Origin of the sequence: Pseudomonas sp. FSL R10-2189 (assembly GCF_009600325.1) — a bacterium.
Taxonomy (GTDB): Bacteria; Pseudomonadota; Gammaproteobacteria; order Pseudomonadales; family Pseudomonadaceae; genus Aquipseudomonas; species Aquipseudomonas helleri.
Window position 1 is genome coordinate 228,472 of record NZ_WIVZ01000001.1, and the last position, 22,561, is coordinate 251,032.

Sequence of the window (22,561 nt, forward strand, 5' to 3'; positions counted from 1 at the left end):
TGAGCCCAGCAAGTTTCAATCTATTCATTCCAATGCCTCAAGTGATGTTTCATTGTTGTTATCAGTTGCTTGAGTGTCTTCGCGTTCAGATAAATATTGAGCGAAGCAGGTGCCAGCCTCATTAAATGTGCGGCACTAAGTCGATAAAGGCTTAAATGCGCTGACAAGAGCGCGTTTTATAAACCGCCTTTAATAGTGTTTTTTATTCACAGTAATGCCAGAGAGTGTCGATGACCTTGCTTGAATAAGTTCTTGAACCAAGGAGGCCCACACTAAACCCTGTGTTGTTCCACCGGCATAAGTTGCTCCGGCGGCAACACGATTAAATGCACACCAATGCACAATCGACAGCCCATCTTGAGTACCGGGCCGGGCACATTCAATGATCTGTAAGTTGTCACTTTCAATCGCCTTGGCATAGGTGTTTGGGAAGTGCCGGGCAACAGCGGCCAGGCAGGCGGCGAGTATCTGTTGTTTATCCGCCGGGCTTGCATCGGGTGGCACCTGGCCGCCGGAGACCAGAATGTGGCCTGCGTCCAGGCGGCAATTCATGACGCCGATTGGCAACGCGTAATGCAACTTGACCCCGCGCAGGTCGGCGCCTTCGTTGCCGACAGCGATCAATTTGAAAAACCAGCCGGTGATCGGTAAGACGTCTGGTTGCTCAACGCCCATGGCGGTGATGACGAAGTGCTCTCTGCTCAGTTCGGTAATCTGCCCCCGGCTCAGACGCTGAGGCCGGAACTGAACCCCGGCGCGCTGCAAAAGCATCACCAGCTCGGCCATCACCTCGACAAACGCCAGGTCGTAGCCCGACACCTCAATGGCGCGGCTGATCCCGGGGATTGCATACCTGGCCTCAAATTGCTGCTGGCTGATCTCAACAAGGTCACCGCCCGGCCTGCCACTTGGCCAGGGTGAGCGTTCAATCGCGCGTTGTTCGCCAATTGCCGCGTCTACGCCTTCGTCACCTTCCCGATAGGCGCGCACAATCCCCGCCTTGGCGAAGGGGCGCAGTGACGGGTTGTCAGCCAGGAGCTTTTCAAACAGCTCGATGCCTGCGCGGTTGCACGCAATCGCCAAGTGTTGATTAGCGGGGAGCAGGTAGTCGTTATGCAGCGGCTTTGCCGCCGTCTCCGTTGCAGACATATGGCGCATATTGACGTTCTTGTGACTGGCGCCATCGCTCTCCTGATCCCCGCCGTAGACCGTGACCTGATAATTCGCCAGGCGGCACATCACCGCCTGGAGCAGGCCATTGATCCCCCTGCCAATGATCGACACGCTGGGCGCTCCGGCCTGTACCGGCTTGGTCGGAATCATCAATGAGCGGGCACATTGACGCCTGACAAGGCCGCGCAAGGCGGTGAGGCTCAGTTGCACGCAGACGGCGTAGTCAAGGTCGCGATGGCAGGCTTCAGAGGTTGCCGCCTGCGTCGTCAGCGTCGCCGGCTTGCACCACGTTGAGGTACTACAACCGAGCGCCAGGGTGCGCAGACGAAAGGCGTCCAGTGTTGCGGGCCCGTAGTCCACGATTAACTGGATGCCTTGCGCTTGTGCCAGAGCCTGCAACGCCGCATCGCTGAACACCTCCGGTTTGGCGACACAGACCACACGGGCTTGGGGGTGCAAGCTCTCAATGAGGGCCCGGTCAATGCGCTGGGTGGAGTCCTCATTCAGCGACAAACAGATCGCAACGGCGTGCGCCCCTTGCAGTGCTTCAAGCCAGTCAGCGACAAATGAGACCCGGCTGATTGGCGCTGGCGTTTGGCCGGGGCGCACTAACACCGTGACCCGGATGTCCGGACTTTGCTCAAGCAACAGGTTAACCAGGGCTTTGCCGACATTGCCGTAGCCCAGCACGCAAACAGCCTGTGCTGTGCCGCCATCGGCCAGTGTCAGCCAGTGGGCGATATAGGCCGCGACGTGCGGCGCGTTGACCCCCGGCGTATTGATCACCCGAACATGGTTGGGGGCGCACAGGTCCAGCCGCACTTTATCCAGGCTCGACCCTCTGCGAATTAGCACAAGATCGCCGAATGGGTGGCAAGTGCGCCATTGATCAATCACCTCGGCATCAATGCTTTGATCCCCGACAACGAGGGTTGACGGGCGCAGCAGTGCGATCTGTATCAGCAGTGTTTGTTTGGTTAAGGTCGGGGGCAGAAAGATCACATTGCTGGGTGCATCGGCTTTCCAGCCACTGGACACGGGTGCGATATGTAATATGTTTTCGGTAGTGGCAATCAGTGATGCAGCAACTGGCGGAACGCAAGAGAGCCTCATGGCGTTATCTCCAACACTTCTGACCTGTTAATGCCTCACGCAGAGGCACTTAATAAAGTTGGCATTGCAACTGCAGACGTGGGCTTTTTATGAGGGGTGTTGATATAGGGGTTAACGTCAAGGGACTTCGAGAGAGATATGACCAAAGTTCAAGGAAAGTTGGGCCAATAACAATATCTTGAACGTGGTCATGTTTAAGTCCCGTGTGATTTAAGATGCTTCACCTAATTACCTCGGCAAAACTAGCAGTAACTAGCATCAAGGTCTGTAGGACGCTTCCTAAATTTCAGGATTACTTGATGTGGGTGCCGCCTGCGACACCCACAACACCTCTAAGGGCGCCAGCCCAGTTGGCTGGAGATTTGTTGCGAGGCTTCCATCAGTTGTTTGACGTAGTCCTGTTTCAGTTCTTCGCGAAAGCGAAAGCACGGAAAGGACACGCTCATGCCACCGATCACATGACCAAAGCGGTCTCTGATCGGCGCCGCCAGGCAGCGCATGTTGTCTTCGAATTCCTCATGGTCTTCGCCATAGCCTTGCTCGCGCACCAACGCCAGTTCGTGCAGGTACTCATCAATGCTGGTGAGGGTGTTGGCGGTTCGACGTTCAAAACTTTCTTCGCGCAGGTGCGCGAGCAACTCGTCTTCTTCCAGCCAGGCCATCAACACTTTGCCGATCCCGGTGCAGTACAGCGGGGCACGGCGGCCGATGCGCGAGTACATGCGCAGGTTGTACTTGGAGTCGATCTTGTGCACGTAAACGATGCTGCCTTCATCGAGGATGCCCAGGTGCACGGTCTCGCCGGTCAGCTCATTGATGCGCCGCATGCCCGGTTCGGCTTCGCGCACGATGTCCAGGTGGGGCAGGGCCTGGGCGCCCAGTTCGAACAGGCGAACGCTGAGGCGGTAGCGGTCTTCGGCATCCTGGACCACATAGCCGCGGGCTTTGAGCGACTGCAAAAAGCGGTAAACCGTGCTTTTTGACATGTCCAGCTTTTGCGCGATTTCTGACACGCCGCTTTCTTCAGGGTGCTCGGCCAGGGTTTCAAGCACAGCCATGGTCCGGCCTACGGCCGACACCAGTTCATTGTTCTGGGTGGTGCTGTTGTCCATGGAGGCTCCAACACAATTAAAAAAAACAAGGATATACCCTGGCGAATCGAAACGCTGTTCCATTTTGCTTGACGGTGTAGGAATTAGGATTAGAATCGGCCACAAGCTAAAAAATGAAACGCCGTTTCGAAAACAATAATAGCGCTGCACAAGACCCTCCCTTACGGGTCTGCGTTGACGCAAAACACAAGGCGCGCAGTGATGACAGTAATGCTCGGGCATTGCCCACAGGCCGAACGATCCCGCCCCCTCAAGGTGGCGTTGATTGGCGAGTGCATGATTGAGATGCGCGGTGAGCCGGGCGCGACGTTCAGCCAGACATTTGGCGGCGACACGCTGAATGCAGCGGTCTATCTGGCCCGTGTCAGCCAAGGCAGCGCGATGGGTGTCGACTACATAACCGCTGTCGGTGCCGACGCTTTCAGCGTTGCCATGCGCCAGATGTGGCGCGACGAAGGCGTGGGTGACCAGCATGTTCGGGTGATTCCCGATGCACTGCCGGGGCTGTACTTTATCCAGACCGACGACCAGGGCGAACGCCGTTTTGCCTACTGGCGTGGCGAAGCCGCCGCCCGCCGGGTGTTCGACGGGCCGCAAGCCGATGCCTTGCTCAGTGCGTTGGCCGATTATGACTATGTGTATGTCAGCGGCATCAGCCTGGCAATCCTCACGGCCGGTGGCCGCGAACGCTTGATGCAAGCCCTGAGCCTGGCCCGAGCGGCCGGTACGCGCATCGTCTTCGACAACAATTACCGCCCCCATTTATGGCCCGACGTGCACGCCGCACGCCAGGCCTACAGCGACATGCTGCGCCTGACCGACCTGGCCCTGATCACCTGGGAAGACGACGCCGCGCTGTTCGGTTATGCCGATCACACAGAACTGTTTCGCGCTTATAAAGCCTTCGGCGTAGGCGAAGTCGCGCTTAAACGTGGCGCGGCCTCGTGTTTGATTCAGTGCGCGGCGGGGCACGTTGAAGTGCCCGCCGAACACGTACAGCACATCGTCGACACCACCGCGGCGGGCGACTCGTTTAGCGCGGCGTACCTTGCTTGCCGTTTGCAAGGCGGCGAACCCGCACTGGCGGCGCGCTGGGGCCATCGGCTGGCCGCGCAAGTGGTGCAACACCCCGGGGCGCTGATCCCGCGCGCGGCCATGCCGACACTGAGCATGCCCGCATTGTCTTCTGTGGCTGAGGCTTGAGCGTATGAAAATTGTTGAAGCGCGGGTGATCGTCACTTGCCCTGGGCGCAACCTGATCACCCTGAAAATTGTCACCGACTCCGGCCTGTATGGCATCGGCGACGCCACCTTGAATGGCCGCGAAATGGCCGTGGTGGCTTACCTTGAAGAGCACGTTTTGCCCGCCTTGATCGGCCGCGATGCGCAGCGTATCGAAGACATCTGGCAGTACCTGTATCGCGGGGCCTACTGGCGCCGTGGCCCGGTGACCATGACCGCGATTGCCGCCGTCGACGTGGCGTTGTGGGACATCAAGGCCAAGGCCGCCAACATGCCGTTGTACCAGTTGCTGGGTGGCAAGAGCCGCGAGCGGGTCATGGTGTACGGGCATGCCACGGGCAAGGACATCGACGGTTGCCTGGAGGAAGTCGCCCGCCATGTTGAGCTGGGTTACAAAGCCGTGCGCGTGCAGTGCGGGATCCCGGGCATTGCCACCACGTATGGCGTGGCCAAGCGCAGCGGCGAACGCTATGAACCGGCTGACAGCGACCTGCCCGCCGAGCATGTGTGGGACACCGCCAAGTACCTCAACCATGTGCCCAAGCTGTTCGCCGCCGTGCGCGAGCGTTTTGGCGATGACCTGCACATTTTGCATGACGTCCATCACCGGCTGACGCCCATTGAAGCCGGGCGTCTGGGCAAGGCTGTCGAGCCGTTCAACCTGTTCTGGCTTGAAGACTGCACACCCGCCGAGAACCAGGAGGCCTTCCGCCTGATCCGTCAGCACACCACCACGCCGTTGGCGGTGGGCGAGGTGTTCAACTCGATTCACGACTGCCGCGAGCTGATTCAAGAGCAGTTGATCGACTATATCCGAGCCACGCTGGTGCATGCAGGCGGCATCAGCCATGTGCGGCGGATCGCGGATTTTGCCGCGCTGTACCAGGTGCGCACCGGGTTCCACGGCGCCACTGACCTTTCGCCAGTGACCATGGGCGCGGCGCTGCACTTTGACACGTGGGTGCCCAACTTCGGCATCCAGGAACACATGCCCCACGACCCGTTGACCGAGGCCGTGTTCCCTCACGCCTACCGCTTTGAAGACGGCCATTTCACCCCCGGCGACACCCCGGGCCATGGCGTGGATATCGACGAAACACTGGCCGCTCAATACCCCTACAAACGCGCCAGCCTGCCGGTCAACCGCCTCGAAGACGGCACGCTCTGGCACTGGTAACACACCGTTTAAAGCTTTTTGCGCGACTGTTTAATAACTATAAAAAATTGGGCGTCATGCCTTGGCAGGAGTTATCCGATGAAAGCGTTTCAAGTGAGAGCACCTTTTGAGTTCGGCCTGGCTCAGGTTGAAGTCCCGCAGGTCGCCCGTAATGAAGTGAAGGTCGATGTGGCCTACGCCGGTATCTGCGGTTCGGATCTGCACATCATTCACGGGCAGAATGCCTTTGTGCGGTTCCCCCGCGTCACCGGCCATGAGTTTTCGGGCGTGGTGCGCGAAGTGGGCGAAGGCGTAGAGCACATCAAGGTCGGTGATCGCGTGTGCATCGACCCGGTGATCAGTTGCGGCACCTGCTACCCGTGCCGCATCAACCGGCCCAACGTGTGCACCCAGTTGCAAGTGATCGGCGTGCACCGCGACGGCGGTTTCAGCGAGCAAGTCAGCGTGCCGGCGAGCAATGTCCATCGCCTGCCAGACTCGATGTCCCTCAGCCACGCCGCCCTGGTCGAACCGTACTCCATCGCCCTCAACGTACTGGATCGCATGCAGCCGCACCCCGGCGACAGCCTGCTGATTTACGGCGCCGGCGTGATCGGCCTGACCCTGGTGCAAATGGCCCGCGCATTGGGGTTGACCGACATTACGGTGACCGACGTGATTGACGAGCGCCTTGAAACCGCGCGCGCGCTGGGTGCTAACCGAACCCTTAATGGCAAGGACGTCGACGTTGAAGCGACCATGCGTGAACTGACCGAGGGCCAGGGCGTGCCGCTGATTGTCGATGCCGCCTGTATCCCGGCATTGATGCCGCAAATGGTGCGCCTGGCCTCGCCGGCGGGGCGGATTGGCCTGCTGGGGTTCAACGCCACGCCCACCGACCTGGTGCAGTTGGAGATGATCAAAAAGGAACTCACACTGGTGGGTTCGCGCCTCAACAACCGCAAGTTCCCACGGGTGATCGAACTGATCGCCAGCGGCAAATTGCAGGTTCAGGAAATGATCAGCCACCGCATCGGCTTTGATGACATGCCCGAGGCGATCGCCCTGATCGAAAACCACCCCGAGCAAACCCGCAAAGTGCTGGTGCAGCTCAACACCGCTCATTCCTGAACACCTCAGCTCCATGTGCCCGCTGCTGGGCACCCTCACCGAATAAACATAAAAAGCGGGAGGTTCCAATGTTTGGTCAAGGTCGTACGTTAATCATCATCATGCTGTTCCTGGCAGGCGTCATTAACTACCTGGATCGCTCGGCATTGTCCGTGGCAGCCCCTTTCATCCAAAAAGACTACGGTCTGACTACGGGTGAGATGGGCATGATTTTCAGTAGTTTTTTTGTCGGCTATGCCGCTTTCAACTTTATCGGCGGCTGGGCGGCCGACCGTTATGGCGCCAAAACCACGCTGCTGCTGGCGATGGTGTTGTGGTCGCTGTTCAGTGGCTTGACTGTGCTCACGGTCGGCTTCATGTCGCTGGTGTTTATCCGCATTCTGTTCGGCATGGGTGAAGGCCCGCTGAGCGTGACCACCAGCAAAATGGTCAACAACTGGTACACGCCTAAACAACGGGCGCGGGCGTTGGGCTCCTCCATGTCGGGCACCCCGTTGGGGGGCGCGATTTCCGGGCCCGTGGTGGGCTTCATTGCCATCAGCTACGGCTGGAAGGTCTCTTTCATCATCATTATGTTGATCGGCCTGGTGTGGGCGGCGGTCTGGTACAAGTTCGTCAAGGACAAACCTACCGGCAAGGTTGCGCAAGAGATTGCCGAAGGTGAAGGCCAGAGCGACATGGCGGCGCTGCCGGTGCATCCGCTGCGTTACTACCTCAAGCAACCGACGGTGCTGTTTACCTCTCTGGCGTTCTTCTCGTACAACTACACGCTGTTTTTCTTCCTGACCTGGTTCCCCAGCTACCTGACGATGGCTCACGGCCTCAACGTTAAAGAGATGAGCATCGCCACGGTCATTCCCTGGGTGCTGGGTTTCCTCGGGCTGGCGCTGGGCGGGTTTATCTCCGACTTCGTGTTCAAAAAAACCGGGCGCATGATGTTCTCGCGCAAAGTGGTGCTGGTCACGTGCTTGCTGGCCTGTGCGGTGTGCATCGGTTTCGCCGGTATCGTCAAAACCCTGTACCCGGCGGTCGCGCTGGTTGCCTTGGCGGTGTTCTTTCTGTACCTCACCGGCGCCATTTACTGGGCGATCATCCAGGACACCGTGCCCGCCGCACGGGTGGGTGGAGTCAGTGGTTTCATGCATTTTCTGGCCAACACCTCGGGCATCATCGGCCCGACCTTGACCGGCTTTCTGGTGCAGTTCACCGGCTCGTTCACCAGTGCCTTCCTGCTGGCGGGGCTGCTGACCATCATCGGAGCCGTGTGTGTGGCGCGTTATGTCAGACCGCTGCCCGTCACCGACGTTGCTGTGCCGCCAACAGACACGGTTGTGCCGCGCCCGGCGCTGTCGCAGCCCTGAGCTTTGAGGAGAGTCGCGATGCCTGTTGTTCAGCGTGTGCCCTCGGTCGCGGCCGAGGCCGAAGTCGGGATTGTGCATTTGGGTCTGGGAGCGTTTCACCGCGCTCATCAGGCGGTGTATGTGCAGCGTCATCTCAATCGCCACGGTCACAGCGCCTGGGGCGTGTGCAGTGCCAACCTGCGCTCCAACCGGGCGCTGGTCGAGCAATTGCGCGAGCAGCACAACCGCTATGCGGTGGCGGAGTACCAGGACCGCGAACAGGTGACCTTGCGCGACATCACGGTGGTGCGTGAGGCGCTGTTTGTCGGGGATGGCGGGCAAGAGCTGGAGCAACTATTGCAGCGCATGGCCGACCCGAACACCCGAATCGTCACGCTCACAGTGACCGAAAAAGGCTATTACCTGAGCCCGGCCAGCGGGCAGTTGCAGCTGCAAGCCCCGGCGGTCATTCACGACCTTGAACACCCGCAAACGCCGCGCACTGCGCCGGGGATTGTGCTCGAAGCCCTGCGCCGACGGTACGAAGCAGGCATCCCGGCCTTCACCGTGTTGTGTTGCGACAACATGCCCGACAACGGCCAGCGCACCCGCCAGGCCGTGAGCGGTCTGGCGGCGGCACACAACCGCGAGCTGGCGCAGTGGATTGAACAGCAGGTGGCGTTTCCGGGTTGCATGGTCGATCGCATCGTGCCCGCCATGGACGCCCAGGCCTTCACCCGGCTTGTGCAAGAGCTTGATTGCCATGACCCGGCGGCGGTGGTGTGTGAACGCTTCAGCCAGTGGGTGATCGAGGACCACTTCCCCCAGGGGCGCCCGGACTGGGAAGTGGAGGGCGTGCAGATGGTGGCCGATGTACGGCCTTTCGAAACCATGAAGCTGCGCATGCTCAACGGCAGCCATTCGTTGATGGCTTACATCGGGCTGCTGGCAGGGCATGAATCGGTGTTCGAGGCCATCAGTGACCCGGATCTGCTGCGCTTTATCCGCCGCTACATGAATGAAGAAGCGGCGCCGACCCTGAACCTGCCTGCCGGCATTGATGTGTCGGGTTATGCCCGCGATCTGTGCGCACGGTTTGCCAACGACAGCCTGCAACATCGCCTGCGGCAGATCGCCATGGACGGTTCGCAAAAACTGCCGCAGCGCTGGTTGCAAGGCGCCCGGCAGTTGCTCGAGGCGGGGCAGCCCATCGACTGCATCGCCCTCGGCGTGGCGGCCTGGATTTACTACTGCACGCAGCCTGTGGCGGGCAGCGTGATGCACATTATCGACGACCCGTTGAGCGCCACGTTCGCCGATCTGGGCGGGCGTTTTGACGGCTCGGCGCGGGTCGATGCTTTTCTCGATCTGGAGCAAGTCTTCCCGGTCGAGCTGTCTTCGCGGGGCGCTTTTCGCGAGGCCGTGCAGCGGGCTTACAGCGCCCTTACAGCGCCCTGCAACACAGCGGTATGCCTAACCATTTAAAAACCTTTGCAGCACACAACGAATAACAAGGGAGACACACATGGAACAGACGTGGCGTTGGTTCGGCCCCAAAGACCCTATCTCACTGGCCGATGTGCGACAGACCGGAGCGACCGGCATTGTCACCGCCCTGCATGAAATTCCTAACGGCCAAGTGTGGCCGGTGGAAGCCATTGCAGCGCGTAAAAAAATGATCGAAGCCGCCGGTTTGACCTGGTCGGTGGTCGAGAGTATTCCGGTGCACGAAGACATCAAGCGCGGTTGCGGGCGCCGTGACGAATACATCGCCAACTACCAGCAAAGCGTGCGTAACCTGGCGGCCTGCGGCATCGATATCGTCTGCTACAACTTTATGCCGGTATTGGACTGGACCCGCACCGACCTGGCCTGGGAACTGGAAGACGGTGGTTGAGCGCTGCGTTTTGATCAAACCGCCTTTGCCGCTTTCGACCTGTTCATTCTTCAGCGTCCGGGCGCGCAGGCCGAGTACAGCGCCGACGATATTCAACAGGCCAAAGCCTACTTCGACGCGCTGACACCGGCGCGCAGCGAAGCCTTGGTCAACACCTTGATCGCCGGGTTACCGGGGGCAGAAGAACACTACACGCTGGACAGCTTTCGGGCGTTGCTGCGCACCTATGACGACATCGATGAAGCCAAACTGCGCGAGCACTTGGGGCACTTTTTGCGTGAAGTGATCCCGGTGGCTGAAGAAGTGGGCGTGCGCATGGCCATCCACCCGGACGATCCACCGCGGGCGCTGCTCGGCTTGCCGCGCATTCTCTCGACGGCCCAGGACGCGCAATGGTTGCTCGACGCAGCGCCAAGCCCGGCCAATGGGTTGACCTTCTGCACCGGCTCTTATGGTGTGCGCGAAGACAACGACCTGGTGGCCATGGCCAAGCAATTTGCGCCGTTCATTTACTTCACCCACCTGCGCTCAACCCGCCGCGAGGCCGACCCGCGCAGCTTCCACGAAGCCCACCACCTGGGTGGCGATGTCGACATGGTTGGCGTGATCGGTGCGCTGGTCGAAGAAGAACTGCGCCGCGAGCGCGACGGCGGCCCGCGCTTGCCACTGCGCCCGGACCACGGCCACCAGCTACTGGACGACCAGCACCGCAAGAGCAACCCCGGTTACTCCTTGATCGGCCGCCTCAAAGGGCTGGCGGAAATACGCGGTGTTGAACTGGCGATGCGTCAACAACTGAGCTGACATAACCCTGCTCCTACACACAATACAGTTCACTCTGTGGGAGCGGGCTTGCTCGCGATGGTCGTTAACGATGACGCGTATTTGCCGAACAGACGGGGCGTTCTGAAGCCCATCGCGAGCACGCCCGCTCCCACCCTTGAGCAGTTTTTGTGCCGTACAGGATCAATACGCAAAAGCACTGCGGTGCTTTTGCACAAATTCTTCCCAGCGCACAGGCTGGCGGCCGGTAATGGCCGTGAAGTTGTCAAACGTGTCCTGGGCACCCGGGATGCTGTTGGCGGCCATGCGTTTAAAGTTGTCATACACGCAACTCATGTACGCCATCTCGGCACCGGCTGCGCGCATGTTCTCCAGGAACACTTCGGGGGGCTGGGCGTCGTAGCGAAACGGCTGGCCCAATACCCGCGTCATGATGGTGGCCACGTCACCGTACGATTGCACGTCGTAACCCAAGCGATAGGTTTGACCGGCGTGTGTGTCCGGGTGCAACAGCGCTTGCGCGGCCACGCGGGCAACGTCTTCGCCATCGACCCAACTGAACGGCGTATCGCCGGTGTACTGCTCAATCACCCCGGATTTCACCGCTTGAGTCCCGTCATAACTCAGCAGGTTTTGCATAAAGCACTCCGGGCGCAAGTGGGTGTACGAACAGCCCGACCATTCAATGTATCGCTCCACCAACTGGTGCCAGGCCCAATGCCCGATGCTGGCGTCGTCACGGCCACAGGCACCTAGGTGCACGATGTGCTGCACCCCGGCTTTTTTCGCCTGGTCCACAAACACTTTGCTTTGGCGCAGCATGTCGACGGTGTAGCCGGTCACCAGCAAGACCCGGTCGATGCCTTGTAAGGCGGGCGCCAGGGTCTGTTCTTTATCAAAGTCCATGATCACCGTGCGGATGCCTTGCGCCTCGAACGGTTGGGCTTTGGCGGTTGAGCGCACCGCGGCGACCAAGGTGATGCTGTCGTCGTCCTGCAACAGGCGCAGCGTGTCACCGCCGATCTGGCCCGTGGCGCCGGTGATTAAAACGGTGGGTTTTTGCGAGGTCATAAAAGCGCCTGTGGGGTGAGTAAAGTCGTGGCGTTGAGCTTACTGGGGAAATTGGGGCGTATTTACGATACCTTTTACCGAATTAAGTGAACTGAGTTCATCAGTAAGAGGCCGTCATGTTTTCTTCCGAGCGCTTGAAGGGTATCGATGTGTTTGTCTGCGTCAGCGACTCGGGCAGTTTCAAGGCGGCGGCCGAGCGCATGAACCTCACCGCGTCTGCTGTCAGCAAAGGCATCGCGCGGCTGGAAAGCCGCTTGCAGGTGCGCCTGTTCAATCGCACCACCCGGCGCCTGGCCCTGACCGATGCGGGCGCAGCGTTTTATCGTACGTGCACGGCCGTGCTGGCGGATCTGGAAGAAGCCGAGCTGACGCTGCACGCCGACTCAGCGCAGCCGCGCGGGCGTATTCGCATCGACCTGCCCGCCGCTTTTGGGCGTTTGCAGGCGTTGCCGGTGGTGTTGGCGTGTGTGCAGCAGTACCCGCAGTTGCAGCCACACTTGTCGTTTTCTGACCGGTTTATCGACCCGGTGGAAGAAGACGTGGACGTGGTGGTGCGCGTGGGCGGCCCGGACGTCTGGCCGGCGGCGTGGGGGCACCGTTATCTGGGCAGCGAGCGGCATGTGTTCTGCGCTTCGCCGGCTTACCTCAAGCAACACGGCGAGCCCGTGACCGAGCGCGATCTGGAGCATCACGTGTGCGTGGCTTACGGTCGCGCAGACGGCACCGTCAGCCCTTGGCGTTTTGTGGGCAAGCAGGGCGCCGCCATGGAGCGTCGGGTGATGTCAGCGCAGTACATCGTCGGCGATGGCGAGGCGCAGGTCATCACGGTCATGGCCGGTTGCGGGATCGCGCAGTTGCCCACCTGGCTGATCAAGCAACAACTGGCCGAGGGCAGCCTGGTCGAAGTGCTCCCGCACCTGGCGAGCGAGGGGCTGGCGATACACCTGGTGTGGCCCAAAAACCGTGACGCGCTACCCAAGGTCAGGGTGCTGCTGGATGCACTGGCGCAGGGCTTGATGCCCGGCTTACAGCGGTAGCACCCGGTCATTGATGACGTTCTTCATCACCAGCGTCGACACCAGCCGCTGCACATTGGGCAGCGAGGTGAGGTGTTCGTCGTAAAGGCGCTGAAAAGCCGGCAAGTCTTTGGTGATGACTTGCAGCAGGTAGTCCGGGTCGCCAAACAGGCGCTGCGCTTCGATGATCTGCGGGATCTTTGGCAATGCCGCCTCAAAGTCGGCAATGGCCTGGCGGGTGACTTCGCGCAGGGTCACGAACACGATCGCAGAAAAGCTCAGGCCCAGCTCCTTGGGCGCCAGCAGGGCGCGATAGCCCAGGATCACCCCCGATTCCTCCAACGCCCGCACCCGTCGATGGCACGGCGAAAGGCTCAGCCCCACGCGTTCTGCGAGTTCGGTGAGGGACAAGCGGCCATCGGCGTGCAGCTCAGCGAGAATCTTGCGGTCAATTCGATCCACGTGGAAGAACCTTCTAGGTTGATAGCGCTCTAGGGGGATAAACGAAAGATAATCCTATCAGCATTTCCCTATTCTTCTACGGGCTGCCCACGTTTCATAACCGCGTGGTGCTGACCCCTCCGGCTCACTGTAGAAGGTAGAACCCTGTGACTCTCAGCGTATTGGCCGCTTTTTGGGCGGTGTCTTTTCTGTTCATCATTACCCCCGGCGCAGACTGGGCTTACGCGATTTCTGCGGGCATGCGCGGGCGTCTGGTGACCCCGGCGGTGGCCGGTTTGCTCTCGGGGCATTTGCTGGCGACGGTGGTGGTCGCGGCCGGGGTTGGCGGGCTGGTGGCGAGCCACCCGATGATCTTGCGGGCCATGACGATTGCCGGTTCGGGGTATTTGCTCTGGTTGGGCATCAGCATGATTCGCCACCCCTCGACGCCCGAATCAGGCAGCGTGCAAGTGGCTGATTCCGGGTTGCGCTGGGCCTGGAAAGGGTTGTGTGTCAGCGGCTTGAACCCCAAGGTGTTTCTGCTGTTTTTAGCGTTGTTGCCGCAATTCACCGACCCGCTGTCCGTGTGGCCGATACCCGCGCAAATTGTCGCCTTGGGCGCACTGCACGCGTTCAGCTGTGGTGTGGTGTACCTGATGGTCGGCTTCGGCGCCAAGGCCGTGTTGCAGACCCGCCCCAGCGCGGCGCAAAACGTCAGCCGCGTCTCGGGCGCGATCATGATCGTGATTGCCGTGGTGTTGCTGGCTGAGCAAGTGGCGCATTAAAAGCGTCTAAGCTCCATCGACAACCTTTAGGGAGGGACGCAACGTGACGACTGACACCACACCCCACGCGGTGGTTGAATTTTGGAAGCAGGCTGGCCCCACGCATTGGTTTGCCAAGGACGAGGCTTTCGACAAGCGCTTTCGTGAGACCTTCTACACCGCGCATTTTCAGGCCGCCAGGCGCGAGTTGGAGCCTTGGGCCGCACAGCCAGAAGGCGCGCTGGCATTGCTGCTGTTGCTGGACCAATACCCGCGCAATGCCTTCCGTGGCACCGCGCACATGTTCGCCACCGATCCGCTGGCTCGGTTTTACGCCCGGCAGGTGATTGAGTCGGGGCTGGATCAACAGATTGAAGTGGCGTTGCGCGGGTTTTGTTACTTGCCGTTTGAGCATTCCGAAGACGCCGATGACCAGCGTCTGTCGTTGGAACTGCATGAAAAACTCAACCCCCAAGACACCCGTTGGGCCAAGGAACACGCCGATATCATTGAGCGCTTCGGGCGTTTTCCCCATCGCAACGACGTCTTGGGGCGTGTCTCGACTGAGCAGGAACGCACGTTCCTCGCCGCGGGCGGTTTTGCTGGCTGACGCGAATTTCTTTTTAGGAGCGAGCTTGCTCGCGATCTTTTGATCTAAGAGCCCCCTCTCCCTAGCCCTCTCCCGAAGGAGAGGGAACCGATTGGGGGATGCTGTCGATTATCGGTGTCCTGTTAACTGCGCGGCGTTGAAGACGGTGGCTCTCTTGCAGCGATCAGAAATCAGCTTTGAGCGACATGACGAAATTGCGCGGTTCGCCATAGAAGTTGCCGAAGCCTTCGGTGCCGACGGTCACGTAGTAGCGCTTGTCGAACAGGTTGTTGCCGTTCAGTGCCACCGACCAAGTGTCGTCGATGCGGTAGCTCACGCGGCCGTTCCACACGGCGTAGCCTGACTGGGTCATGTCATTGCCGCTGATGGGCGAGACGCGATAGTTGCTGCTCTGGGCATTGACCCCGGCGCCTACGCTGACGCGGTCCAGCGCGCCGCTCAGGCCGTAGTCGGCCCATACCCGCAGCAAGTGGCGCGGCACGTAAGAGTTATAGGGCACGCCATTTTGCGCAGCGTCGGCGTCCTCCAGCACTTTGGTCTGGGTGTAGGTGTAGCCGGCCAGCAGTTGCAGGCGATCAATGACTTCGCCGCTCACTTCGGCTTCAAAACCCTGGGCACGCACTTTGCCGGAGTTCTGCGAGCAACTGCTGTCGGGGCACAGGGGATCATCTTGGGCGGCATCTTTTTGAATCGTGCGGAACAGGTTGAATGCACTGTTCAGGCGCCCGTCAAACCATTCGCCCTTGATGCCCACTTCGTAACTCTGGCCGATCAGAGGCTTGAGCGTTGCGCCGCTCAGGGTTCTGTAGTTGCCTTGCGGGGTGAAAATGTCGGTGTAGCTGGCGTAGGCGGTCAGGTTGTCATTGAGGTCGAACAACACGGCGGCAAACGGGGTGACTTGCCCGGTTTCTTTGGCTTGGGTATGCACCGGGGTGCCTTCACCGCGCCAGTAAGACACGGAGTCGCTGTTGGAGGAGTACCAGCTCACCCGGCTGCCCAATACTAATGTCAGCGGTTCGGCCAGTTTCAGGCGGGCGATGGAGTAGGCGCCGTATTGCTTGATGCGCATGTCCATCGGGCCGCCACGGGAGGCATTGGCCAGGTAGTAGCTGTCGTCGGGCTGCGGCAGGTGGTGGTTGGGGTTGAATACGTCTTGCCGATCCGGGAGCACGGCCACGGCGAAGAAGTCATCCTTTCTGGAGCGACTGGCATTGGCCCCGACTGTGAGTTCGTGCTGCTGGCCAAAGGCATCGAAGGTGCCATTGAGGTAGGCGTCAAAACCGTAGTCAACCTGGTCATAGTCATAGGTGCTGCCAATGACCAGTGTGTTCGATTGGGTCGCACCCACCGGTACTGAGCCGCTGGGGAAGGCGTATTCCATGTCCTGGGTGTTTTTGGAATAGACCCCGGCAACCTTTACGGCCCAATCGTCATTGAGTTGATGTTTTAAATCGCCGAACCAGGTGGTGCGCTTGCTGCGCTGATGGTTCCACGCCGGGTTCAGGCACGTGGACCGCTTGAGCTTCAGGTCACTGCCATCGGCATAGCGCGGCAAGCCGCCCCAGCAGGGTGTGGCGTCGACGTCTTCATAAGCCAGGCCGACACCCAGCGTGGTGTCGGGGCTCAGGTCGACATCCAGCGCACCGTAGTAGATCTGATCTTTGCGCTGTCCGACGTCATAGAAGTACTGGCGCGTTTGCTCGGTGATCACTGCCCGACCGCGCACGCTGCCGGTGTCGTTCAGCGGGCCGCCCGTGTCGATCTGCCCGCGGTAGTTGTCCCACGTTCCGGCCGACAGCGACAGTTGGGTGTGTGGGGTGTATTCGCCGCGCTTGCGCACAAAGTTCACGCCGCCCGAGGTACCGCCCGCGCCTTTCATCATCCCGGCGGCGCCGCGCAGCACTTCAACCCGGTCGTAGATCGCCATGTCGCTGTTGAAGCTGTCGGCCTGCACGTAGCTGCTGCCAATGTCCAACGGCACGCCGTCGTACTGGTATTGGCCGGTCATGCGAAAGCCACGGGAGTAGAAGTACTTGCCGCCCATGGGCGAGTCGTACACGGTGATGCCCGGGGTTTTCTCCATCACTTGCTCGATGGTGTTGAGGTTCTGGTCATCGAGCATTTTGCGGGTCATGACGGTGATGGATTGCGGGGTTTCCTTGAGGCTGTGCGCGCCCTTGCCGATGGTCACGGCGCGCGCGCTGTAGGAGCCTGAACCTTCAGTGGTGGCATCCAGGCTGCGCTCGGTAATGCTGGTGACGCCCAGTTGCAATGCCTGCGCATCGTGAGGTGTCGGTTCGACGCTGAAGCTGCCTTGCGCGGTGATGCGCAATTGCAGGCCGCTGCCGCGCAGTGCTGCTTCCATGGCGTGCTCTGGCGACATCTGGCCGATCACCGCAGGTGCCTGTTTGCCCTGCACCAGCCCCGGTTCCAGCGAAACGATGTGCCCGCTTTGGCTGGCGATGGCGTTCAACGTCGTGGCCAGGGGACCTGCGGGTACATTGAAATTGACCTCTTGGGCTTGCACCCAGGCCGGGTTGGCCAGGGCGGCAAGGGCTACAGCGGCGTAACGGGTGTGGGGCCACGGGTTGAGCACAGCATTCTCCTGATCGTGTGGAAGTCTCAGGAGATAGGTGGGCTGAGAATTAAAAACCGGACACGGATGCGAGCAATTATCAAAAATATTTTTGCGCCGTGGCTCAGGCTGGCCGGATCAGCGTCAGCCACGGGCTGTAGCGGTCCACGCGAATGGGCAGGGTTTCGGCCAACGCGGTGTAGGCCCGGTCGGGGTCATTCAGCGGGTACACGCCTTGTACACGCAGGCCGCGCACTTCAGGGGCGACCCGCACCAGCCCACGGGTGTAAGGGCGCAGCGCATCAACCACTTGCGCCAGGGAGTCATCCAGCACGTTAAGCCGACCGTTCAACCACTCGGCGCGGTAATGCTGATCGCCCGCTTGCAGGACGATCTGCCGCGGGTAGAGCAGGGCAGACTGGCCTTCTTGCAGGGCCAGGGTGGTGCCGTTGAACAACCGGGTTTCAACCGCATGCTCAAGGACCACGACGCGGCTGGCCGCTGATTCTTGCGAGACCAAAAAGCGCGTGCCCAGGGCTTGTACCTCGCCCTCGGCGGTGCGCACGCGAAGTGGACGACGCACATCGGGCGCCACCTGAATCACCAACTCGCCGCGACGTAAAATCACCAGCCGTTGCTGGCTGTTGAAATGCAGGTCAACCGCGCTGTTGGCATTGAGGCTAAGGCAGCTGCCATCGGCCAGGTTAAAGTCATCGCGCTCACCCACCCCGGTCGACAGGTCGGCCAGCAACGACTCACCCAACGGGCTGCTGGCGCCCAGCCACAACCCACCGCCGAGCAAGCCCAAACCGGCCAGCGTGCGCAAAGCGTCCCGCCGTGTGGTGCTCGGTTGCAGCAGCACTAACCGCGCTTCACCCGCTTGCCCGGGCAGGCGCCGGTCCAGCGCGCGAACGGTATTGAACGAGCCACCGAGGCGTTTTTGCAGGGTGTCCCACGCGTGCACATGCGCCGGGTCTGCGGCCAGCCATGCGTTGAAACGCTCCAGCAGGGCGGCGTCGGGCGTGTCAGCGCGCAGCTTCACCATCCAGTCAATGCTCTGTTCGCTGACCGGGTCCAGGCGTAAATTGCTCATAGCGCGGCCTCGCACAGATAACACTGGCGCAAGGCCTGTTTCATGTAGCGGCTGACGGTGCGTTCCGACAGGCCGAGTTTTTGCGCAATGGCCACATAGCTCAGGCCATCCAGCTGGCTGTACAAAAAGGTGGCTTTGACCACCAGCGGCAAACCATCGATGGCCCGGTCGATGGCCACCAGCGCTTCAATCAACTGCAACTGTTCTTCGGGGGAAGGCACCACGGTTTCCGGGAGCAGGGCCAGGCGTTCCAGATAGGCACTTTCCAATTTGCCGCGCCGGTGCCGATCGAAAATCAAACGTCGCGCAATCGTCGATAAATAAGCCCGCGGCTGCTCGATGCTGTCCGGGTCGACTCTGGCGGCGAGCATTTGGCAAAACGTGTCGGCTGCCGTGTCCTCGGCATCCGCAGGGTTACGTACGCGCCGACGAATATGCTGCAGCAACCAACGGTGGTGATCGCTGAAAAAAAAGCCCAGCTTGCGAGTCGAGAGAGGTTGCACCGGTCGGTTTTCCAGAAGGTGAGTGCGAATCGTTCTCAAGTCTAGCGGCGATATGATGGCAACTGCAATCACCGCCGAGCGAAACACATGATCTGGGTCTCGTGACGGGTTTTAGGCCTGGGCTATAGTGGCGCCTGCCTGAACACCTCGACCTGATGTGGAGTCACCTATGACGTACCGAGCCTTGCTGACCTTGCTTGTGACCCTGAATGCCGGACTGTTTAGCCTGGGAGCTGCGGCGGCGGGCGATGCAGAGGCGGGCGGCAAATTGTTCAGCAAGACCTGCGGCGGGTGCCACAGCATCGGGGAAAACGCCCGCAGCGGTTTTGGGCCGCATTTGAATGGTGTGGTCGGTCGCCAGGCCGGGAGTTTGCCGGGTTACCAGTTTTCGGAGGCGATGAAAAATTCAGGCGTGGTCTGGACCCCCGAGACGCTCGCGGCGTACATCGAAGCCCCGAAAAAAGTGGTGAAGGGCACGCGCATGATTTTCTGGGGCATCAGCGACCCGGAGAAAATCGCCAACCTGCTGGCTTATATCGAAACCTTCAAAGACCAGTAATCACAGGATGTCGTGTAAATAATCCTTGAGGGCCAGCAGCGGCGCGTTCAGTTGCTCCAGGCTGTGCGCCTGTTGGACCCCAAGCGCCAGCTTCTGCAATTCGCGCCCCATGGGCGAGTCCGCACCACCGATGGCGTCCATGGCCAGGTCGATGCACTCATCGATTTTGGCCTTGATCGCCTCCAGGTCGCCCTTGCGCACCAGAAAGGCAAACACGTCGCGCTGATAGTCACCCATGACCATGTCGTCGCGCAGAATCGGGCTTTGGCCCTCCGTTTCGTAGGCGAGCTTGAGCGAGAAAAGGGCGACGGTCTCCAGCGGGCGTTCCATGGGGCGTGGTCCTGTGGCGGGGATTGAGCGGGGGATGATGGCTTTTTTGCCGGTGAAAAAAAAGTCTTGGGTCTCAGTAAAAACGCCGCCGTCTCATCACTGAGAGGGCGGCGCTATGAGCGTTACCGGTTTAGAACGTGTACTTGGTCGTCAACATCACGTTACGCGGCGGGCCATAAGAGCCGCTGCGGAAGTTCTCGTCCAGCGAGCTGATGTACTTTTTGTCGAACACGTTGTTGAGGGTGGCCGTGGCCGACCACTGCGGTGTGAGTTGATAGCGCGCCATCAGGTTGGCAACGGCGTAGTCGCTTTGCTTGACCTTGGCCGGGGCGGTGAGCTGCCAGCTGTCCACGGTCATATGGATTGCACTTTGCCAGTTGACCCCGCCGCCGACGGTCACGCGGTCCAGTTCGCCGGGCAGGCGGTAGGTGGTCCAGACCTTCAGCATGTCGGCCGGAATGATGGTTTTGACGCGCTCGTTATCAGCGTCTTTAACCACACTGTGGCTATAACTGGCGTTGAGGTTCCAGTCGGGCAGCAGTTCGCCGCTGACTTCCATATCAATGCCACGGGTCTTGGTCTTTTTCGCGACATACGCGGTCAGGTTGTCGTTGCCGATCACCAGTCCGTCGGCGATGGCGTCGTGGTCCAGGTCAACTTCAAACAGCGCAATGGCGGTGTTCAAGCGGCCGTCATAGTAATCACTCTTGAGCCCGATTTCGTAGTTGTCGCCTTTGCGCGGGTCCAGCAGGTTGCCGCTGGTGTTGCGGTAGGGCTGTGGCTTGAAGATGCTGGTGTAGCTGGCATAGACCGAGTGGTTGGGGGTCAGGTCGTAGACCACCCCGGCGTACGGCGTGACCTTGCCATTGACCCGCAAGGTGTCATCGGTGTTGAAGCGCTGCATGTTCGCGACGTTGTAATGCAAAAAGGCATCGTAGCGATAGTTGCTCACGCGCGTGCCGAGGATCACAGAGAGGTCATCGGTGGGTTTGAGCCGGGTGGCCAGGTACACACCGTTCTGCCATTGGTTGATGTTGTCGTCTTCGCGGTTGAAGTTGTAAGAGGCGTTGGGCGCGTAGTTGTCCCAGTTGTAAATATTCACCGGCTTGCCGCTGACGCCATTGTCGCTGGTGCCGTTGGCCAGCAGATTGCCGAAGCCGTTACGACGGTTTTCGTAGCTCTGATAGTTAAACCCCACCACCAGTTCGTGCTCGCGCCCCAGCCATTGGTAAGGGCCGGACAGCATCACATCCAGGCCTTTTTGCTCTTGGGTGTTGTCGCCCTTGGTCGCGGTGTAACTCAGGCCGCTGCCGGTCTGCGGGTTAAGGAACCCCGTGGTGGTGCCGACGATGATCGAGTCGTACTCGCGGGTGCCGTACAGGGAGTTGGCGGAGACCTTCAGCGTCCAGTCATGGGCCAGTTTTTGCTCGATCGAGGCGAAGGCATTCACCGACTCCTGGCGGTTGGTGCTGTCGCGGCTGGCCGGGTTTTCGCTGCGTGACAGGTGCAGTTGGTTGCCCTTGTTGTCCACCATCGGCAGGCCCGTGGTAGAGAAACCGCGCGGATCGTTGTAAAGGTATTCGGCCCCGACGGTCAGCAGCGTGCTGTCACTCAGGTCGGCTTCTGCCACGCCGTAGAGGATGGTTTTTTCTTGCTGCAGATAATCGGTAAAGCTGTTGGCTTGTTGATAGGCCGCGACGGCGCGCCCGCGCACATTACCGGTCGGCGTCAGCGGGCCGGACACGTCCACTTCGGTGCGGTACAGGTCCCATGAGCCGAGGCCGGCACTGACGTAGCCCTGGAACGTCGAGGTGGGCTTTTTGCGCACCATATTGATGGTGCCGGAAGGGTCGCCCGTGCCGGAGAGTAAACCGGACGCACCGCGCAGCACTTCGATGTGGTCATAAATCGCCATGTCCGACAGCGCTTGCGGCAATGCCTGGCTGAACGCGAACGAGGTGGTCGGCATGCCGTCGTATTGATAGTTATCAATCGCCAACCCGCGTGAGAACACATACAGACGATCACTGCCGGGGCTTTGCACGTTGATACCGGGCGTTTGCTCAAGCACCGAGCCGATGCTGTTGAGGTTTTGGTCGTCGATGCGCTGGCGGGTCATGACGCTGACAGACTGGGGCGTCTCTTTAAGGCTCAGGTTGAGCTTGGTGGCCGTGGTCGTGGAGCCGGTGGTGTAGGAACCGGTATTTTCGCTGACTTCACCCAGCGCTTGGCCGGTGATCGACGTGGCCCCCAGTTGTAGCGAGCCATCCTTCGCGGCGGGCACCAGCACGTAGGCCCCATTGGCCTGGCGCTGAGCCTGCAAGCCACTGCCTGCCAGCAAGCGCGCAAGGCCTTCATCAACACCATAGGTGCCGTTAAGGCCCGATGTGGTCATGCCTTGGGTTTGTTCGGCGTTAAACGACAGCGTCACATTCGCCGCCGTCGCAAACAGGCTCAGGGCGGTGCCCAGTGAGCCGGCATTGATCTGGTAGGCGTGGGTCTGGGTTTGCGCCGACACGTGGGGGGCGGCCAGGGCTGCGGCCGCAGAGGCACCGAGCGCCACCGCCAGGCGGATGGCCTGCGCGAGCGGCTTGGCGGCGCTAAGGGTAAATCGTGACATACAGGTTTCCTTCCGTTGGCAGGGGCAGAGGC

At 60.4% G+C, this 22,561-nt stretch carries 18 protein-coding genes and 1 pseudogene; 10 read left to right on the top strand and 9 right to left on the bottom strand.

Annotated features, from left to right (window positions below; genetic code table 11):
* Window positions 1–189: 189 nt before the first annotated feature.
* Both GHO32_RS01055 and kdgR read right to left on the bottom strand, forming a co-directional pair.
* The gene (locus GHO32_RS01055; protein ID WP_153335721.1) at window positions 190–2,286 is read right to left on the bottom strand and encodes an FAD-dependent oxidoreductase; all 2,097 of its coding nucleotides are present in this window, start codon (window positions 2,284–2,286) and stop codon (window positions 190–192) included.
* A 332-nt stretch (window positions 2,287–2,618) separates the two neighbouring features.
* A complete protein-coding gene (kdgR, locus tag GHO32_RS01060; protein WP_048367132.1) occupies window positions 2,619–3,398 on the bottom strand; it encodes a DNA-binding transcriptional regulator KdgR in 780 nt (259 codons plus the stop codon).
* Between the two features lie 201 nt (window positions 3,399–3,599).
* Here kdgR and GHO32_RS01065 point away from each other — a divergent pair, with 201 nt between their 5' ends.
* The 6 genes and pseudogenes from GHO32_RS01065 (at window position 3,600) to uxuA (ending at window position 10,968) form a co-directional block, all read left to right on the top strand.
* Window positions 3,600–4,601 (top strand): sugar kinase, encoded by a 1,002-nt coding sequence (locus GHO32_RS01065; protein ID WP_153337862.1) that lies wholly within the window; start codon window positions 3,600–3,602, stop codon window positions 4,599–4,601.
* Between the two features lie 4 nt (window positions 4,602–4,605).
* On the top strand, window positions 4,606–5,817 hold the full coding sequence (gene manD, locus GHO32_RS01070) for a D-mannonate dehydratase ManD (RefSeq protein ID WP_153336575.1): 1,212 nt from the start codon (window positions 4,606–4,608) through the stop codon (window positions 5,815–5,817).
* A gap of 78 nt (window positions 5,818–5,895) precedes the next feature.
* A complete protein-coding gene (locus GHO32_RS01075) occupies window positions 5,896–6,927 on the top strand; it encodes a Zn-dependent oxidoreductase (protein WP_153336574.1) in 1,032 nt (343 codons plus the stop codon).
* Window positions 6,928–6,995: 68 nt separating this feature from the next.
* Window positions 6,996–8,288, top strand: coding sequence for an MFS transporter (locus GHO32_RS01080; RefSeq protein ID WP_153336573.1), 1,293 nt, complete (start codon window positions 6,996–6,998; stop codon window positions 8,286–8,288).
* Window positions 8,289–8,306: 18 nt separating this feature from the next.
* Complete coding sequence (locus tag GHO32_RS01085) at window positions 8,307–9,752, top strand: mannitol dehydrogenase family protein (RefSeq protein ID WP_153336572.1); 1,446 nt, start codon at window positions 8,307–8,309, stop codon at window positions 9,750–9,752.
* A gap of 40 nt (window positions 9,753–9,792) precedes the next feature.
* Window positions 9,793–10,968: pseudogene (gene uxuA / locus GHO32_RS01090) on the top strand (mannonate dehydratase).
* 162 nt (window positions 10,969–11,130) lie between these two features.
* Here the strand turns inward: uxuA and GHO32_RS01095 are convergent.
* Window positions 11,131–12,018: an SDR family oxidoreductase gene (locus GHO32_RS01095; RefSeq protein WP_153336570.1), complete on the bottom strand. Its 888-nt coding sequence runs from the start codon at window positions 12,016–12,018 to the stop codon at window positions 11,131–11,133.
* 116 nt (window positions 12,019–12,134) lie between these two features.
* Here GHO32_RS01095 and GHO32_RS01100 point away from each other — a divergent pair, with 116 nt between their 5' ends.
* A complete protein-coding gene (locus GHO32_RS01100) occupies window positions 12,135–13,055 on the top strand; it encodes a LysR family transcriptional regulator (protein ID WP_153336569.1) in 921 nt (306 codons plus the stop codon).
* Here GHO32_RS01100 and GHO32_RS01105 read toward each other — a convergent pair.
* The gene (locus GHO32_RS01105; RefSeq protein ID WP_368668310.1) at window positions 13,044–13,496 is read right to left on the bottom strand and encodes an Lrp/AsnC family transcriptional regulator; all 453 of its coding nucleotides are present in this window, start codon (window positions 13,494–13,496) and stop codon (window positions 13,044–13,046) included. The two genes, GHO32_RS01100 and GHO32_RS01105, sit on opposite strands and share 12 nt — an antisense overlap.
* Before the next feature lie 146 nt (window positions 13,497–13,642).
* Between GHO32_RS01105 and GHO32_RS01110 the strand changes: the two genes are divergently transcribed.
* Complete coding sequence (locus tag GHO32_RS01110) at window positions 13,643–14,260, top strand: LysE family translocator (protein WP_368668309.1); 618 nt, start codon at window positions 13,643–13,645, stop codon at window positions 14,258–14,260.
* A 43-nt stretch (window positions 14,261–14,303) separates the two neighbouring features.
* A complete protein-coding gene (locus GHO32_RS01115) occupies window positions 14,304–14,849 on the top strand; it encodes a DUF924 family protein (RefSeq protein WP_368668308.1) in 546 nt (181 codons plus the stop codon).
* A 163-nt stretch (window positions 14,850–15,012) separates the two neighbouring features.
* Here the strand turns inward: GHO32_RS01115 and GHO32_RS01120 are convergent, their stop codons facing one another.
* The 3 genes from GHO32_RS01120 to GHO32_RS01130 form a co-directional block, all read right to left on the bottom strand.
* Window positions 15,013–17,445: a TonB-dependent siderophore receptor gene (locus tag GHO32_RS01120; RefSeq protein ID WP_368668307.1), complete on the bottom strand. Its 2,433-nt coding sequence runs from the start codon at window positions 17,443–17,445 to the stop codon at window positions 15,013–15,015.
* 103 nt (window positions 17,446–17,548) lie between these two features.
* Window positions 17,549–18,517 carry a FecR domain-containing protein gene (locus GHO32_RS01125; RefSeq protein ID WP_153336567.1) on the bottom strand — a complete coding sequence of 323 codons (969 nt, stop codon included), beginning with the start codon at window positions 18,515–18,517 and terminating at the stop codon, window positions 17,549–17,551.
* Complete coding sequence (locus tag GHO32_RS01130) at window positions 18,514–19,020, bottom strand: sigma-70 family RNA polymerase sigma factor (RefSeq protein ID WP_048367786.1); 507 nt, start codon at window positions 19,018–19,020, stop codon at window positions 18,514–18,516. The genes GHO32_RS01125 and GHO32_RS01130 overlap by 4 nt, the downstream gene beginning before the upstream one ends.
* Before the next feature lie 169 nt (window positions 19,021–19,189).
* On the opposite strand from GHO32_RS01130, the gene GHO32_RS01135 reads away from it, so the two are divergent.
* The gene (locus GHO32_RS01135; protein ID WP_153336566.1) at window positions 19,190–19,579 is read left to right on the top strand and encodes a cytochrome c family protein; all 390 of its coding nucleotides are present in this window, start codon (window positions 19,190–19,192) and stop codon (window positions 19,577–19,579) included.
* Here the strand turns inward: GHO32_RS01135 and GHO32_RS01140 are convergent, their stop codons facing one another.
* Together GHO32_RS01140 and GHO32_RS01145 are read right to left on the bottom strand one after the other, a co-directional pair.
* A complete protein-coding gene (locus GHO32_RS01140) occupies window positions 19,580–19,909 on the bottom strand; it encodes a hypothetical protein (RefSeq protein ID WP_153336565.1) in 330 nt (109 codons plus the stop codon).
* A 130-nt stretch (window positions 19,910–20,039) separates the two neighbouring features.
* A complete protein-coding gene (locus tag GHO32_RS01145) occupies window positions 20,040–22,529 on the bottom strand; it encodes a TonB-dependent receptor (protein ID WP_153337861.1) in 2,490 nt (829 codons plus the stop codon).
* Window positions 22,530–22,561 lie beyond the last annotated feature (32 nt).

Coding starts and splice junctions, on each gene's coding strand:
- GHO32_RS01055 (WP_153335721.1), bottom strand. CDS start 2,286: ATGAGGCTCTCTTGCGTTCCGCCAGTTGCTGCATCACTGATTGCCACT.
- kdgR (WP_048367132.1), bottom strand. CDS start 3,398: ATGGACAACAGCACCACCCAGAACAATGAACTGGTGTCGGCCGTAGGC.
- GHO32_RS01065 (WP_153337862.1), top strand. CDS start 3,600: ATGACAGTAATGCTCGGGCATTGCCCACAGGCCGAACGATCCCGCCCC.
- manD (WP_153336575.1), top strand. CDS start 4,606: ATGAAAATTGTTGAAGCGCGGGTGATCGTCACTTGCCCTGGGCGCAAC.
- GHO32_RS01075 (WP_153336574.1), top strand. CDS start 5,896: ATGAAAGCGTTTCAAGTGAGAGCACCTTTTGAGTTCGGCCTGGCTCAG.
- GHO32_RS01080 (WP_153336573.1), top strand. CDS start 6,996: ATGTTTGGTCAAGGTCGTACGTTAATCATCATCATGCTGTTCCTGGCA.
- GHO32_RS01085 (WP_153336572.1), top strand. CDS start 8,307: ATGCCTGTTGTTCAGCGTGTGCCCTCGGTCGCGGCCGAGGCCGAAGTC.
- GHO32_RS01095 (WP_153336570.1), bottom strand. CDS start 12,018: ATGACCTCGCAAAAACCCACCGTTTTAATCACCGGCGCCACGGGCCAG.
- GHO32_RS01100 (WP_153336569.1), top strand. CDS start 12,135: ATGTTTTCTTCCGAGCGCTTGAAGGGTATCGATGTGTTTGTCTGCGTC.
- GHO32_RS01125 (WP_153336567.1), bottom strand. CDS start 18,517: ATGAGCAATTTACGCCTGGACCCGGTCAGCGAACAGAGCATTGACTGG.
- GHO32_RS01135 (WP_153336566.1), top strand. CDS start 19,190: ATGACGTACCGAGCCTTGCTGACCTTGCTTGTGACCCTGAATGCCGGA.
- GHO32_RS01140 (WP_153336565.1), bottom strand. CDS start 19,909: ATGGAACGCCCGCTGGAGACCGTCGCCCTTTTCTCGCTCAAGCTCGCC.
- GHO32_RS01145 (WP_153337861.1), bottom strand. CDS start 22,529: ATGTCACGATTTACCCTTAGCGCCGCCAAGCCGCTCGCGCAGGCCATC.